Source organism: Nocardia sp. 852002-51101_SCH5132738 (assembly GCF_001665695.1).
Taxonomy (GTDB): Bacteria; Actinomycetota; Actinomycetes; order Mycobacteriales; family Mycobacteriaceae; genus Nocardia; species Nocardia nova.
Genome location: NZ_LZML01000073.1, coordinates 51,458 through 67,039 on the forward strand (window position 1 = coordinate 51,458; position 15,582 = coordinate 67,039).

Sequence of the window (15,582 nt, forward strand, 5' to 3'; positions counted from 1 at the left end):
TCGGCGGGAGGCTCGTGGTCCTCGAGTTCCGGGTGCGCCGACCCCGCCTGTGCCGACTCGATGAGAAGTTCGCCCGCCGACCCTTTCTCGGCAGACGGATGGGCGAAATGCCTGTCCGGGCCGATCGAGTTGGCTGGTGGCGGGCTACCCGCCGCGGCAGAGCGGCGGGTGTGAATGGCCATTTCGGACCGTTGTGGCAGAAATAGTGACTCTGGCCTGCATAATCTGTTCTTGACATTAGTAGTAACTATGTTACCTTGATCACAACAGTGCCCCTGACCTGGTCTCGAGCCGCCTCGGGGGGCGCTGCAGGGGGCAGGGAAGACCGGATGCGTGGGAGCCACTCGACTGATGAGCGCGCCTCCGGATGGACATCCGCATGAAAGGCATGAACATGACTGAGACGCTGACCCGTGAGGCAGCTACCGGCAGCGACCGGGTGACCGACTACGTGCAGCGCGCTCGCTCGATCGCGCCGCTGATCAGGCAAGAGGCCGCCGCCATCGAGCGTGACCGCACGATCACCAAGCCGGTCGCGGACGCGCTGGACGAACTGGGACTGCACCGGATGCTGGAGCCCGTGGAGCTCGGCGGCGGCGGTCTGCTCCCCAGTGAGGGCATGCGGGTCTACGAAGAGCTCGCCAAGGCCGACGGCTCGACCGGCTGGGCCATGATGGCCAGCACCTGGGGCACCGCCGGCGTGATCGGCCAACTCTCGCCCGAGGTCGTGGACGCGTTGCTGAGCAGGGACGAGCCCTTCATCGTCGCGGGTCAGCTCCTCCCGAGGCATCCCGGCGTGCAGGTCGAGGGTGGCTACATCATCGACGGCGGCTACTCCTTCGCCAGCGGTTCGGATCACGCGACCTGGATCGGTGCGGGTTTCTACGTCGCCGACGAACAGGGCAATCCGATCCTGGGCGCCAACGGTCAGCCGCAGGCGCGCATCGCCCTGCTGCCCAAGGAGCAGGTCGAGTTCAAGAACAACTGGGACGTCTGGGGGCTGGCGGGCACCGGCAGCCACGACTACACGATCTCGAAGAAGTTCGTGCCCGCGGAGTACACCACGCAGACCTTCGGCGGCACGCCGACTCGCTCCGAGGTCCTGTACAAGCTGGGCAACGAGTTCGTCGGCGGCATCTGCCACGCGCCGATCGTGCTCGGAATCGCCACTCGCGCACTGGAACTGGTAGCGAAGATCACCGACGGCAAGGTGCGTCCCACCTACTCCGTTCCGGTCGGCGAAGCCGACATCTTCCGGCTCGATTTCGCGCGTAAGGAAGCCGACCTGCAGGCCGCCCGCCTGTACTGCTACGACGTCGTCGAGTCGGCCGAGGCCGCGGTGAGCGCCGGGCAGCCGGTGACGCCCGAACAGGTCGCCCGCGCGGCGCAGATGCTGTCGTGGGTGCACGAGGTCACCGCCGAGATCGTAATGTTCGCGCATCGCTGGGGCGGCAGCCAGAGCATCGGCCGGACCAGCACGCTGGGCCGTTTCGTGCGGGACATGAACGTGGCGACTCAGCACCTGCTCGTCGACCCGAAGATGTTCGTCGACGCCGCCGCGGTCCTGCTTCCGGTCTACGCCGCCGAGGCGTAAGAATCCGAGCCGCCGAGGCGTGAGCATCTGACCAGGCCGGACCCGGTCGCCGTACATGACACGGTGGGCATGCCGCGTGAGCACGGCATGCCCACCGGTCGTGGCCGACGCCTCCGCTGGTCCCGCCGTCGAGCCACGAAGTGCACGAAATATTTCCCGACCTGCCGTGGGTGGGTCGACAAGCGTGAGAGGCACCCACGATGGGCCATTACAAGAGCAATCTCCGCGATGTGGAGTTCAATCTGTTCGAGCTGCTCGAACGCGACCGGGTGCTGGGGGCCGGGCCCTTCGAGGAAGTCGACGTGGACACCGCGAAGATCGCACTGCGCGAGGTCGACCGCCTCGCCCGCGAGGATCTCGCCGAGTCCTTCGAAGAGGCGGACCGCCATCCGCCCGTCTTCGACGCCGCCGCGCACACGGTGGCCATCCCGCCCGCGTACACGGCCATGTACAAAACCTGGATGGACGCCGAGTGGTGGCGGCTGCGGGTCCTGCCGGAACTCGGCGGGACGAACGCGCCGAGTTCACTGAACTGGGCACTCGCCGAATTCGTGCTCGGCGCCAACCCCACGCTGTGGACCTATGTCGGCTTCCCGACCGCGACCAGAGTCGTGTACCGCAACGGCACCGAACGCGACAAGCGGATCGCGCAGATCGCCGCCGAGAAGCAGTGGGGCGCGACGATGATGCTCACCGAACCCGACGCCGGTTCCGATGTCGGCGCCGGCCGGACCAAGGCGATCCCGAACGAGGACGGCACCTGGAACATCGTCGGCGTCAAGCGCTTCATCACCGCGGGCGAGCACGATCTGTCCGACAACATCATCCATCTCGTGCTGGCCCGGCCGATGGGCGTCGAGGGCGTGGGCGGCCCGGGCACCAAGGGGCTCAGCCTCTTTCTCGTCCCGAAATTCCACTTCGACCTCGAGACCGGTGAACTCACCGGCGAACGCAACGGCGTCTACGTCACCAATGTCGAGAAGAAGATGGGCGTGAAGGTCTCGGCGACCTGCGAGATGACTCTCGGCGAGAACGAACCGGCCCGCGGCTGGCTGCTCGGCGAGGTGCACGACGGTATCAACCAGATGTTCGAGGTGATCGAGGACGCCCGGATGATGGTCGGTTCCAAGGCGATCGCGACTTTGTCCAGCGGCTACCTCAACGCACTCGACTACGCCAAGATGCGCGTGCAGGGCGCCGATCTGACCCGGTCGTCGGATAAGGGGGCGCCGCGGGTCGTCATCACCCGCCACCCGGACATCCGCCGGTCGCTGCTCACCCAGAAGTCCTACGCCGAAGGAATGCGCTCGCTGGTCCTCTACACCGCCTCCTGGCAGGACGAGATCGCGCTCGCCGCCGCGGCGGGCGAGGACACCGCACTGGCCGAGGCCGTCAACGACCTGCTGCTGCCGGTGGTCAAGGGCTACGGGTCGGAGCGCTCCTGGACGGTGCTGGGCACCGAATGCCTGCAGACCTTCGGCGGATCGGGATACCTGCAGGACTATCCGCTCGAGCAGTACGTGCGCGACGCGAAGATCGACACCGTCTACGAGGGCACCACCGCCATCCAGGCCCAGGACCTGTTCTTCCGCAAGATCGCCAGGAACTCCGGCGTCGCGTTCGGGCATCTCGTCCGGGAGATGACATCGTTCGCCGACGATCCGGCTGCCGGCGCCGAGTTGGCATTCGAGCGCGACCTGCTGGTCGAGGCGGTCGGCGCTGTCTCGGCGGTCGTGGAGAAGATGACCGCCGACCTGCTCGCCGCGAACCCGAAGGCCGGCGGCGCGGAGACCGAGATCTACAAGGTGGGGTTGAACGCGACCCGGCTGCTCTACATGCTGGGCGATGTCCTGGTGGCCTGGTTGCTGCTGCGCAGCGCCGCGATTGCCCTGCGCGCACTCGAGGCCGGCGCCTCGGCCGAGGACACGGCGTTCTACGAGGGCAAGGTCGCCGCGGCGCGGTTCTTCGCCCGCAATGTCCTGCCCGTCACGGCCGCGGAGGCCACGATCGCCCGCGCGGTGGACGATTCGGTCATGGCCCTGGACGAAGCGGCCTTCTGAGCTGTCCGCCGGCAGAACAACTGCCGGGAAACGAACGGCGCGCCCGACTTCCAGTCGGGCGCGCCGTTTCGTCTGTCCGCTGCGCTACCGAAATGTGGGCTAGTGCTCCGCCCTTCAGGGCGGGGCGAAGGCCCACGCGGGAGGGCCGCCAAGGCCCGAGCATGCCCTGGATGGGGAGCGTGAATCATGTTGTCCCCGAACATGGTTGAGGTGCTGAAATGGTAGCGTCAGGGTGTGCAGCTTCGGTACAACTTCCGCATCTACCCGACGCCCGGCCAGCAGATAGCGCTGGCTCGGGCGTTCGGTTCGGCGCGGGTGGTGTACAACGATGCCCTCGCTGCGCGGCGGGAAGCGTTCGAGGCGGGGCAGCGGATCAGCGACGCGGAACTGTCGAAGCGGTTGACCGCTGCGAAGGCGACCCCGCAGCGGGCGTGGCTGGGGGAAGTGTCCTCGGTGGTGCTGCAACAGGCGCTGGCCGATCTGAACGTCGCCTACCGGAATTTCCTGTCCTCGGTGACGGGGAAGCGGAAAGGTGCACGGGTCGGTCCGCCTAGGTTCCGGTCGCGTCGGGACAGCAGGCAGGCGATCCGGTTCACGAGGAATTCCCGGTTCGCGGTCACCCTGGGCGGGAAGTTGCGGTTGCCGAAGATCGGGGATGTTCCGGTCCGCTGGTCTCGGGTACTGCCGTCGGCGCCGTCGTCGGTGTCGGTCATCAAGGACGCGGCGGGCAGATACTTCGCCTCGTTCGTCGTGCACACCGACGACCAGCCGTTGCCGCCGGTGGAGTCCGAGGTGGGTATCGACCTGGGGTTGGCGACGTTCGCGGTTTTGTCGAACGGGCAGCGGATCGAGTCCCCGAAGTTTCTGCGGCAGGCCGAACGTCGGTTGAAGAAGGCGCAACAGGCCCTGTCGCGTAAGGAGAAGGGGTCGAAGAACCGGGCCAAGGCCCGGGTCGAGGTGGCGAAGGCTCATGCCAGGGTCGCGGATGCGCGGCGGGACTGGGCGCACAAGCAGTCCACGAAGATCATCCGCGAGAACCAAGCGATATTCGTGGAGGACTTGTGCGTGAAAGGTCTCGCCCGCACGCGTATGGCGAAATCGGTTCACGATGCGGGTTGGTCGATGTTCGTGACCATGCTCGAGGAGAAGGCCGCCCGGTATGGACGGGCCTTCTCGAAGGTGGACCGGTGGTTGCCGTCCACCCGCATGTGCTCGAACTGCGGGGTGATCGGAGAGGCGAAGGCCCTGCATGTCCGCGAATGGACGTGCGGGTGCGGGACCACCCACGACCGCGATCTGAACGCGGCGATCAACATCCTCGCGGCCGGACGGGCCGAGAGGCTAAACGCCTGCGGAGGGGCTGTAAGTCCAGCCGCTTAGCGGAGGGCACGCCCCGGTGAAACAGGAGCCCACCGGAGAACCGCAGGGTTCAGGAGGAATCCCGGTCGTTCACGGCCGGGAGGACGTCAATCGGCGCCCTCGCGCACGATGAACAGCGCGTCGACAGCGAGCAATCCATCGGCGGTGACCAGCAGCGGATTGACGTCCAGCGACTCGAGCCAGCTGTGGCAGGCCGCGGCCAGGCGGCCGAATCCGACCAGCAGCTCGGCGAGCCGGTCCAGATGCCACGGCTGCGATCCCCGGTAGCCGTGCATGATCCGCAGCTCGCGGAACTCCTCGATGAGCGCTTCGGCGTCGATGCGGGTCAACGGCGCCGGGCGGCCGCCGACTCGTTCGAGGACCTCGACGAGGATGCCGCCGATGCCAAGCACCACCATCGGCCCGAGTTCACTGCGGCCTTCCACGCCCACGAGCAGCTCACCGCGCGCGGCGGCCATCGGTTGCACGGCGACGACCTCGCCGACACCGTGGCGTGCCGCGATCGCGCGCATGTCGGCCACTGCCCGATCGAGATCCACCCGTGTGACGTTCAGTGCCACCGCGCCGAGCTCGGTGCGGTGCGGGACGTCGGCGAGCTTCACCGCGTACGGGCCCTCGAACCCCGGTGCGGCCTGCTCGCCCCCACCGACGACGCAGTGCGGCGCGGTGGGAATGCCGAACTCCGCCAACAGATCCATGGCCTGGGTGAACGGCAGGAAGCGGCGGCCGTCCGCGGTGACGGAGAACGGCCCGGGCGGGCAGGCGAGCGCCGCCACGGGCTCGGCCTGCGGGCGGGCGGTGGCGCGGTCGCGGACGAACGCGCCCATCGTCTGCAGTCCGCGCAGGGTACCGCGCAGTCCGTAGCCGAGCGCGACACTGCCGTCCGAGCCGATCACTTCCCGGGCGAACGAGCCGACCGGGCCCGCGCCCGCGGCGATCGCGACCGGCTTGCCGAAACGGCGTGCGGCGGTGGCGACATCGTCGATGAGGCGGCGATAGACGGGGGAGTCGTCGCCCTCACCCCACATGTTGACGAACACGACCGCGTCGAGGTCGGGTGATCCGACATAGCGTTCGACGATGTCGGTCCAGAATGTCGCGCCGAATCCGGTGGTGTCCAGGGGGTTCGGAACGGTGATGCCCGGGATCGTCGAGGCGACCCAGCCGGCGAGGGAGTCCAGCGGCGGCAGGGTGAGCCCTTCGGCCTCGGCGATGTCGAAGGCCAGCGAGGCGAAGCCGCCGGTGCCGGCGACGACGCCCAGTCGCTCGACGGAGTTCCATTTCGCGGGGTCGAGCTGGTCGACGATCGAGAGCCGGTCGATCATTTCCTCGATGTCGTGGGCGAGCTGGATTCCGGCATGCCGGAATGCGACGTCGTAGGCCCAGGAATTCCCGGCCAGCGCGCCGGTGTGCGAGGCCGCCATCTGCTGGGTCCGGCTGTTGCGGGCGAGCTTGACCGCGACGATCGGCTTGCCCGCCTCCCGACAGCGCCGCGCCGCCCGGAAGAACGCCTCGGGCCTGCGGATTCCTTCGACGATCAGACCGATGGCAGTGGTCTGCGGGTCGTCGGCCAGGAAGTCGAGGTAGTCGGCGATGTCGGTGACGGCTTCGTTGCCCGCCGAGATCAGGCGCGAGATGCCCACCCCGGTCCGCCTGCCCGCGGTGATGGCGACGCCGCCGATCATCGCGCCGCTGTGCGAGACGATGGACACCCCGCCCGCCGGCGGGTGGTAGTTCGCCGAGGCGGTCAGATTGAGGCTGCGGGGAACGCTGATGTAGCCCAGGCTGTTCGGTCCCACAACGGCCATGCCGCCGCGCCGTGCAGCGGCGACCAGCCGGCGTTGCAGCTCGTCGCCGTCCGCGCCGACTTCGGAGAAGCCGGCGGCATAGATGATCAGCCCACCGCAGTCCAGCGACGCGCATTCCTCGGCCAGTGCCACGGTCCGTTCGGCCGACATCACCGAGAGCACGGCGTCGATCGGGCCGGGCACCTCGGAGATCGAGGAGTGGGTCGGTGTGCCGAAGACGGTGGGCGCGCTCGGGTGGACGAAGTGCACCTGTGCGCCACTGTCGAGCGTCGGCCGGATGAAGGGCGCGACCGGGGACTTGTCACTCAGGCCGACGATCGCGATGGTCGACGGGTTCAGTACGCGGTCGAGGGGGGATCTCGGGTGCGGGGCGGGTTCCTGCGTGCGCGCCGAATCGTCGTCCGCTAGGAGGGTCATGACGTGGTCCTTCTGATCGAGTGTCGGGTGTCCGGTCGAGCACCCTGCGATGTCTGTGGCCGGGGGGAGAAGTGACGAGCCGGGCAGATGCTGCCTGCGGTGCGCTCGCGCCGCCCGCGCTGTTCCGCCGGGCGCCGAGCCGCTGCTCGATTGCGTCGAAATCTATCATCGTGAACAGCGGTTATGGTCGCTTTCTGCCGAGAAATCGAAAAGTTCCTGGGAAATGGGTTCAAAAGTTAATAGTAACTATGTAAGCTCGCTCACATGCTCGGCGAAGAGGTGCGCCGGGATTCGAAGTCAATCCGGAGGATTCATGGCCAGGACCGAGGCACTCGCACGCGCCGAGAAGATGTATCTCGAAGGTTTTCCCGACCCGGCGACGGCGACGATCGAGGATCTGCGCGACGCCTACGACCGACTGCTGCTGCAGTTCCCCCTCCCCGAGGGCATCGAGCCGGTGGGAGGTGAAGCAGGCGGCGTCCCTGTCCTGTCGGTCACCGCGAAGGGCGCCGCGCGCGACAAGGTGCTCGTGTGGTTCCACGGCGGCGGCTACTCGATGGGCAGTGCACGCGGTTTCCAGAACCTCGCGCACACGCTCTCGCGTGCTGCCGGCGTGCCCGTCGTCGTGCCCGACTACCGGCTCTCGCCCGAGCACGTGTTCCCCGCCGCGCTCGACGACGGCGCCGCCGTGCTGTCGGCACTGGTGGCGGAGTACGGCGCGGGCAATACCGCGGCCGGCGGCGACTCCGCGGGCGGCGGCCTGGCGTTGGCCGCCCTGACCGTCCTGCGCGACAAGGGCGAAGCCCTGCCCGGCGCGGCGGTCTTCATCTCCCCGCTGCTCGACCTCACCGCCAGCGGTGCGAGCGTGGACGAGTTCGACGGTAAGGACATCGCCGTCTCCCGCGGCTCGATCCTCAATATCAGCGGGGCGTACCTGCAGGGGCGCGACCCGAAGGATCCGTTGGTGTCGCCGCTGTTCGCCGAGCTGGGCGGCCTGCCGCCCGCGTTGTTCATGGTCGGCTCCGGCGAAGTGCTGCTCGACGACTCCCGCCGTGCGGCGGCCTCGATCACCGCTGCCGGCGGGTCGGCCTCGGTCTCGCTCTACGACGACATGTGTCACGTGTGGCCGCTGTTCGCCGCGATCCTGCCCGAGGGTGTCCAGGCCGCCGAGGAAGCGGGCGCCTTCATCCGCAAGAACCTCGGACTCTGAATCCCGGTACCTGATCCACTCGCGGGCGTCGCCTCCCTCGGGGCGCGACGCCCGCGGTCAGACTTCCACGCACGAAAGGACGCCCGAGATGTCCGCCCTGCAGACGACCGACCTCACCGCGCAATTCCGAGACGCGATGGCCACGGTGTGCACGCCGGTCGCGGTCGTGACCGCCATGGACGGCGAGCGCCCGCACGGCACGACCGTCAGCGCCTTCGCCTCCCTGTCGATGACGCCGCCCTCCCTGCTGGTATCGCTGGACCAGGGCTCGGAGCTGTTGAGCCTGATCCTGGAAACAGGGATCTTCGGCGTCAACGTCCTCGGCAGCGTGCAGTCCGCGCTGGCAGCGCAATTCGCCCGCAAGGGCAAGGACAAGTTCCTCGATGTCGCCTGGCAGGTCGACCGCGGTGTGCCCCGCATCGCGGGCGTGCCGCACTGGGTGGCCGCCGAGGTCATGGACACCATCACGGTCGCCGATCACACGATCGTGTTCGGCCGTGCGATCGCCGTGGAGAGCCTGACCGTGCCGCCACTGACCTATCACGGCCGAGTGTTCGGCACCCACGCCGCACTGTAGGCGCGGATCGTTTCGACCAAGGACGGCATGCAATGACACACGTGGACAACCCCGCGACCGAGCTCGACCGTGCGGAAGCCCTGAACCGAGCGCGCACGTCGTTCGCCTCGGTGTTCGGCGACGGCAGACTCTCGCTGGCGCAGTTGCGCGGCAACCTCGACGCGATGATGCTCGAACCCGCACTGGCCGAGGATGTTTCGGTGGTCGAGTCGACCATCGAGGGCGTCCCGGTGCTGCGGGTCTCGGCCGGGACCGGCATCGGCGACGACGTGCTGGTGTGGTTGCACGGCGGGGGATACGTCATGGGCAGCGCCCATGGGTACCGGCACGCCGCCGCGGCGCTGTCGCGCGCCATGAGCGCGGTGGTGATCGTGCCCGACTATCGGCTCGCCCCCGAGTTCCCGTTTCCCGCCGCACTGGACGACGCAACCCGGATTCTGGGCGCGGTCATCGCCGAGTTCGGCGCCGAGCACACCGTTATCGGCGGTGACTCCGCCGGCGGCGGATTGACCGTAGCCACACTGATTGCGTCACGTGACAGCGGTAGTCCCTTGCCCGCGGCTGCGGCTGTGGTCTCGCCGCTCGCGGACTTCACCGTGTCCGGAGCCACTGTCGTCACCAATCGCGCCACCGACCCCGTGATCACCGAACGCGACCTCGGACTGCTGGCGGCCACCTATCTCCAGGGCCACGACCGCTCGGATCCTCTCGCCTCTCCGGTTTTCGGCGATCTGGCCGGGCTCCCCCCGATGCTGTTGCTGGCCAGCGACAGCGAGATCCTTCTCGACGACGCCGTGCGCATCCACGAGGCGATGCAGCGGACCGGCGGATCGAGCACCCTCTCGGTCCACCCCGACACCTGCCACGCCTGGACGCTGTTCACCGACTTCCTGCCGCAGGCGCGGGAAGGTGTGGCCGAGATCGCCGGCTTCTCGCGGAAGGTTTTGCCATGAGCGTGCGCGTCACCGACGACGCCACGGTGCGGTACATCCTGATCGATCGTCCCGGCCGCATGAACGCGGTCGACAAGGACACCCTGCACCGACTCGCCGACGCGATCGAAAGCGCGGGCGCGGACCCCGACGTGCGGACGATCGTGCTGTCGGGGACAGGTCGAGCCTTTTGCGCCGGTGGCGACCTCGATGTCGAGGACCCGCTGTCGGTCGAGAACACCGCGAGCACATCCGACGCCGCGACCCGCTGCATTTCGGCGATCGTCGCTGTGCCCCGTCCGGTCGTCGCCGCGGTGCGCGGCCCGGCCGTGGGGGTGGGCGTATCACTCGCGCTGGCAGCGGATTTCACCGTCGTCCGTTCGGACGCCTTCTTCTCCATGCCGTTCACCTCGATCGGCTTGATGCCCGACGGCGGCGCCACAGCACTGGTCGCGGCCGCTGTCGGACGCGCGGTCGCGATGCGGATGTCGCTGCTCGGCGAGCGCCTGAGCGCGACCGACGCCGCACGTATGGGCTTGGTGGCGGCGGTGCACGAACCCGATGTCTTCGAAGCGGAACTGGCGAAGCTCACCGCGCGACTGAGCAGGATCTCGGTCGAATCGCTCGCCGTGACCAAACGCGCGGTCAACGACTCGAGCCTGACCGAACTCGGCGACGCCTTCGCCCGCGAGCGCACCGGCCAGATCCGGCTGACGACGACGGACAGCTTCCGCGACGCCATCGCGGCATTCACCGCACAACGCACCCGGCCGGAGACCGGAGAAAGAACTGGGAGTGACCATGTCGGTAGCTGAGATCAAGCCCATGTCCCCGATCGATGCGCGGCAGACCGATCGCGCTCGCGTCGAGCAGGCCGCGGCCGATCTCGCCGCGGGCAGGTCGATCGTGCTGTTCGACCCCACCTGCGGGGAGGCGAATCTGGTCGCCGCCGCCGAATTCGTCACCACCGAGTCGGTGTCGTTCATGGTCCACTACACCTCGGGCTTCGTGAAAGTTGCTGTCCCGGAGGAGGACTGCGTCCGGCTGTTGCTTCCGCCGATGTGGCAGTTCGGTGGTTTCGACGCGAGCTCCGTTCCCGCCGTGACGGTGGACGCCGTGGAAGGCACCGGCACCGGCATCTCCGCGGCCGACCGCGCGCGGACGATCAGGACCATCGCCGACCCGCGGACCATCCCGACGGCCCTGTCCAGGCCGGGACACGTCGCCCCGATCATCGCCCGGCGCGGCGGTAGCGGCGTGGCCGAATCGGTTGTGCATCTGATGCGCGTCGCCGGCCTGCGCCCGATGGCAGCCCTGTGCGAGCTGGTCTCCCCGACGGATCCGACCAGGATGGCCGACGAGCAGGAGAGCATCGAATTCGCGCGCGATCACGCGCTGACCTTCGTCTCGGTATTCGATGCGGTGACCTTCACGCATTGATTCCCGGATCCCGAACCGCCGACCGCCGGATGCGGCCGGCGGCACTCGTCCGAGGAGTTTGCCTTGTCTTTTGTCGTGACCCAACCATGCTGTAACGACGCTGCCTGCGTGCAGGTGTGCCCCGTGAACTGCATCCGCCCCACCCCGGACGACCCGGACTTCCGCTCCACCGAGATGCTCTACATCGACCCGCGGACCTGCATCGACTGTGGCGCCTGCATGGAGGCATGCCCTGTCGATGCCATCCACCCCGAGGACGAACTGCCCGACGATCAGCTGCGCTATCGCGAGATCAACGCGGACTACTTCCGCCGCAATCCGCTCGACGCGGGAACGCCACCGGCTCCCCAGCCTCCGGTGAAGGTGCCCAAGCCCGATTCGCCCCTGCGGGTCGCCGTGGTCGGCTCCGGACCCGCCGGTGTCTACGCCGCGGCCGAGCTGATGGCCCGGATACCCAGCGGCGGAATCGACATCGAGATGTTCGATCGGCTGCCCACGCCGTGGGGGCTGGTGCGCGCCGGGGTCGCCCCCGATCATCTCGGCACGAAGGCCATCACCGAGGCGTTCCGCCGGATCGCCGCCAAACCCGGATTCCGGTTCCACCTGAATGTCGAGATCGGCCGCGATCTCACCCACGACGACCTGCTCGCGCACCACCACGCCGTGATCTACGCCGTCGGTGCGCTCGAGGATCGCAAACTCGAGATCCCCGGCGCGGACCTGCCCGGCAGCGTGGCCGCCACCGAGTTCGTCGCCTGGTATAACGGCCACCCCGACTACGCGAACCGCGCCTTCGACCTGACCGGTGAACGCGCGGTGATCGTCGGCAACGGCAACGTCGCCCTCGACGTCGCCCGGCTGCTCGTCTCCGACCCGGACGCTCTCGTCCGCAGCGACATGGCCGAGCACGCACTGGAAGCGCTGCGGCAGAGCAATATTCGCGAGGTCGTCGTCCTCGGGCGTCGCGGCGTGGCGCAGGCCGCCTACACGACTCCCGAACTGCTGGCGCTCGGTCGCATTCCGGGAGTCGACGTGCTCGTCGACCCCCGCGAACTCGATCTCGGTGGCGTCGCGGGCGAGGACCCGCCCTTCTCGACCGATCTGAAGACACGGGTCGCCGTCGAATACTCCGACAGCACAACGACTCCGGGCAACAAGCGTATCGTCCTGCGGTACCTCGCTTCACCGGTCCGGCTGCTCGGCGCCCATCATGTCGAAGGCGTCGAAATCGTCCGCAACGAACTGGTCCGCACCGAGCGCGGCACGCTCGAGGCCCGCCCCACCGGCACGACCGAGATCCTCGACGCCGGCCTGGTCCTGCGCTCGATCGGCTACCGCGGCACAGCGGTGCCGGGTGTGCCCTTCGACGCGGACGCGGGCCGGATTCCCAACATCGACGGCCGGGTCCTCGATCCCGACACCGGCGCGGCCCTAGCCGGCGTCTACACGACCGGCTGGGTCAAACGCGGCCCCTCCGGTGTGATCGGCACCAACAAACTGTGCGCGCAGAACACCGTCGCCGCACTCATCGACGACCTGCTCTCGGATCGCCTGCCGCAGCCGAAGCCCGGCCGCGACCGGGATGCGCTGTCCGCGTTGGTCGTCGAGCGCCGCCCGGAGGTCGTGGACGGGAAGGGCTGGCTGGCCATCGACGCCGCCGAGCGCAAGGGTGGCCGCGACCGCGGCCGTCCCCGCGTGAAGATCACCGACACCGCGGAGATGGTCGAGATTGCCGGAGCCGCGATGCACCCGGTGGGATAGGACCCGGTCGAGCAGTGCCGATGTTTCTCGGCACTTGCCCGTCCGTTCGTCGCGACGCAATCGGCGCCGCGATCTCTCAGGCCCGATGCCCGGGCCTGAACGGCGATTTCGCCGTAGCGCGGTGGCCCCGTCGTGGGTCCCGCGCGACTCGAAGCTGTCTGCTCGTCATCCAAAGCAAAGGAGCTTGTGATGTCTGTTCGTAAGTCGTCGGTGGTCTGGACGGTATCGGGGGCTGTGCTGATAGTCGGCGCGGTGATCATCAGGTTCGCGGTGCTGCCCGCCATGACGAAACTGCCGGACGATCTCAGTCAGTCGCAGCGGTACGACGGCACGATGCAGGCTCTGAACTCGCAGGCCTTCGCGGCAGGTGACTTCGCCGCCCTGCTGACTCCGAAGATGCCGATCACCGCCGACCGCAGCCTCACCGTCGACGCGGTCGACGGCGACACCGCCGTCGTGACCAGCAACTCCGTGGTCACCCTCCCGGATTCCTCGACCCGGGACGACGTGCACACCTATGCGGTCGACCGCGTCGACTACTCACCGGTCGAACTCACCGACGCACAGAAGGACTCACTGGTCCCGGCCGACAGGCGGACCACCTTCGAGGCGCACAGCGGTCTCACCTTCAGCTGGCCGATGGACCCGGCCGCAACCGACACCATGCTCTACGATCCGGTGACCCGCACCGCCCAGCGGGCGACCTTCGTCGACGAAAGCGAAGTGCAGGGCCGGAAGGTCTACAACTACCGCGTCGACGCCGCGGGCCCGATCGGCAACCCGGCGCTGCTCGCCGGCTTCCATGGCTTCCCGGCGCAACTGCCCAAGGCCATGATCGAGGGACTACTGCGGGCCGGCGTCGTCCCGGAGAAGTCACGCGAGGCCCTCACGGCCGCACTGCCTTTGCTGCCCGACCCGGTCGCCATCGGATTCGGCAGCACCAACGAGATCGCTGCCGCCGTCGACGCGGAGTTCGGCGCGCCGCTGAAGGTCGAGCAGACCCAGGGCATGTATGTCACCGTCTCCGCCGACGGCCGCGACATCCCGGCCCTGCCGCTGTCGATCGTGAGCATTCACACCGCCGAGAACGAGGTGGTCGCCAGCGCGAACACCTTCTCGAAGAACTCGACGATGCTGTCGATCCTCGGCGTGTGGCTGCCGGTGGCCATGGTGGTGATCGGCATCGCGCTTCTGTCGCTCGGCATCGTCCGGCGCCGGGCCGCCTGAGCTGGACGACGAAGCCGGTTCCGTCTTGGCGGCACCGCCACCTGTCCTGGCCTGTAGGTTCTCATCGTGTCTCATTGAGTCGCGGGAGAATGCGAGATAGCCCAGATACCCCTACGTGGTATTTGGGCGCTCCGGAGAGGCGTCGCTTCGTGACGTGAGGTGCTGTAGAACCCATCGAACAGCGGAATTGGCGGCATCGGACCTTCCCGTTTCGATACCCGCGCCCGCTGCGTCGCGCCCGCATCTGCACTCGAGATGGTCGGTTCCGCGTGCCTCTGTGTGGGATTCGGTAACTGAATACTTTGCTCTGGCCCAATATTCGCGTCGCCGCAGGTCGGCATCAAGGCGGCATCGGAGAAAAGTAGTCGGCGTGTCGTTTCGCGACACGCCGCCTACTTTCGCGGCTGGCAACCAGTTGGCACCATGCCTCGGAGGGAGTCACGGAGGCTGGTGTATCGGCATCGCGGAGTCCCTCGCGTCCGCCTCGTCAGCTTCCGGGTTGCCGCGTCACGGATGTTTTACCACGTACGCCGAGTATCAACTCGCCTTGTTGTATGCCTCTACTATGTCGGCTTGGATTCGCCCGCAGCTCGAGACGTCGTAGCCATTGTTCTTCGCCCATTCGCGGATCGCGCCGGTCCGTTGCCTGTCGCTCATGGTGCGTGTAGCACTCCTGGCCTTCGAGCGGGGAACCCGGCCGATCTTGCGAGCGCCGTTGGTCCACTGCTCGAACGTGTTTCGAAGCTTGTCGGCGTTCTTGCTGGACTCGTCTCTCAGGCCGGATCGTCACCGCCGGACCTGCTCGCAAATCAAATGCGTTCAAAGATCTCCAGTACGTGTCCTTCCAGATCTTCGACGAAGGCGACCTTGATCCGATATTCGTCATCAGTCGAGGGGGTTCGGTCACTGTGCCGCCGGCGTCGGCAACTCGCTGCACCACAGCATCGATTCCGCTCACCTCGAAGCCGATGATTGCGGAACCCGGTGCCGGTGCCGGCCGGTTCTTGTAGTGCAGCAGGACCAGTGATCGATCGGTGCCGTCGGCGGAGGTCATGATGATCTCGGCGAGAGGATCGGCGCGATCGTCGAAGTCGCAGCGGGTTGAGTCCAGCAGGATGGTGTACGACGGGCCCTCAGCGAAGTCTGGGCGTGTCGTAGCCGAGTAGAGGGTGGTCA

Annotated in this window: 12 protein-coding genes; 10 read left to right on the forward strand and 2 right to left on the reverse strand. The window is 67.8% G+C overall.

Going from position 1 to position 15,582, the window contains the following annotated elements; all coding sequences use genetic code 11:
- Window positions 1-394: 394 nt before the first annotated feature.
- The 3 genes from A5789_RS11250 to A5789_RS11260 all read left to right on the forward strand — a co-directional run bounded on the left by A5789_RS11250 (window position 395) and on the right by A5789_RS11260 (window position 5,034).
- Window positions 395-1,594 (forward strand): acyl-CoA dehydrogenase family protein, encoded by a 1,200-nt coding sequence (locus A5789_RS11250; protein ID WP_064903366.1) that lies wholly within the window; start codon window positions 395-397, stop codon window positions 1,592-1,594.
- 200 nt (window positions 1,595-1,794) lie between these two features.
- Window positions 1,795-3,654 (forward strand): acyl-CoA dehydrogenase, encoded by a 1,860-nt coding sequence (locus tag A5789_RS11255; protein WP_064903335.1) that lies wholly within the window; start codon window positions 1,795-1,797, stop codon window positions 3,652-3,654.
- A 234-nt stretch (window positions 3,655-3,888) separates the two neighbouring features.
- Window positions 3,889-5,034, forward strand: a complete 1,146-nt coding sequence (locus A5789_RS11260; protein ID WP_064903336.1) for an RNA-guided endonuclease TnpB family protein — start codon at window positions 3,889-3,891, stop codon at window positions 5,032-5,034.
- Window positions 5,035-5,120: 86 nt separating this feature from the next.
- Here A5789_RS11260 and A5789_RS11265 read toward each other — a convergent pair whose 3' ends face one another.
- Window positions 5,121-7,259: an acetate--CoA ligase family protein gene (locus tag A5789_RS11265; RefSeq protein ID WP_064903337.1), complete on the reverse strand. Its 2,139-nt coding sequence runs from the start codon at window positions 7,257-7,259 to the stop codon at window positions 5,121-5,123.
- Window positions 7,260-7,572: 313 nt separating this feature from the next.
- On the opposite strand from A5789_RS11265, the gene A5789_RS11270 reads away from it, so the two are divergent.
- The 7 genes from A5789_RS11270 to A5789_RS11300 all read left to right on the forward strand — a co-directional run bounded on the left by A5789_RS11270 (window position 7,573) and on the right by A5789_RS11300 (window position 14,406).
- Window positions 7,573-8,469: an alpha/beta hydrolase fold domain-containing protein gene (locus A5789_RS11270; RefSeq protein ID WP_064903339.1), complete on the forward strand. Its 897-nt coding sequence runs from the start codon at window positions 7,573-7,575 to the stop codon at window positions 8,467-8,469.
- An 88-nt stretch (window positions 8,470-8,557) separates the two neighbouring features.
- The gene (locus A5789_RS11275) at window positions 8,558-9,046 is read left to right on the forward strand and encodes a flavin reductase family protein (RefSeq protein ID WP_064903342.1); all 489 of its coding nucleotides are present in this window, start codon (window positions 8,558-8,560) and stop codon (window positions 9,044-9,046) included.
- 32 nt (window positions 9,047-9,078) lie between these two features.
- A complete protein-coding gene (locus A5789_RS11280; RefSeq protein ID WP_064903344.1) occupies window positions 9,079-9,999 on the forward strand; it encodes an alpha/beta hydrolase in 921 nt (306 codons plus the stop codon).
- Window positions 9,996-10,793, forward strand: coding sequence for an enoyl-CoA hydratase-related protein (locus A5789_RS11285; RefSeq protein WP_064903346.1), 798 nt, complete (start codon window positions 9,996-9,998; stop codon window positions 10,791-10,793). The genes A5789_RS11280 and A5789_RS11285 overlap by 4 nt, the downstream gene beginning before the upstream one ends.
- A complete protein-coding gene (locus A5789_RS11290; RefSeq protein WP_082940623.1) occupies window positions 10,780-11,418 on the forward strand; it encodes a 3,4-dihydroxy-2-butanone-4-phosphate synthase in 639 nt (212 codons plus the stop codon). The genes A5789_RS11285 and A5789_RS11290 overlap by 14 nt, the downstream gene beginning before the upstream one ends.
- Before the next feature lie 63 nt (window positions 11,419-11,481).
- Window positions 11,482-13,179, forward strand: a complete 1,698-nt coding sequence (locus tag A5789_RS11295) for a 4Fe-4S binding protein (RefSeq protein ID WP_082940624.1) — start codon at window positions 11,482-11,484, stop codon at window positions 13,177-13,179.
- A gap of 189 nt (window positions 13,180-13,368) precedes the next feature.
- Window positions 13,369-14,406, forward strand: a complete 1,038-nt coding sequence (locus A5789_RS11300) for a porin PorA family protein (protein ID WP_155525830.1) — start codon at window positions 13,369-13,371, stop codon at window positions 14,404-14,406.
- Window positions 14,407-14,943: 537 nt separating this feature from the next.
- On the opposite strand, the gene A5789_RS38500 is transcribed toward A5789_RS11300, so the two are convergent.
- Window positions 14,944-15,183: an Lsr2 family protein gene (locus tag A5789_RS38500; protein ID WP_082940626.1), complete on the reverse strand. Its 240-nt coding sequence runs from the start codon at window positions 15,181-15,183 to the stop codon at window positions 14,944-14,946.
- Window positions 15,184-15,582: the final 399 nt, after the last annotated feature.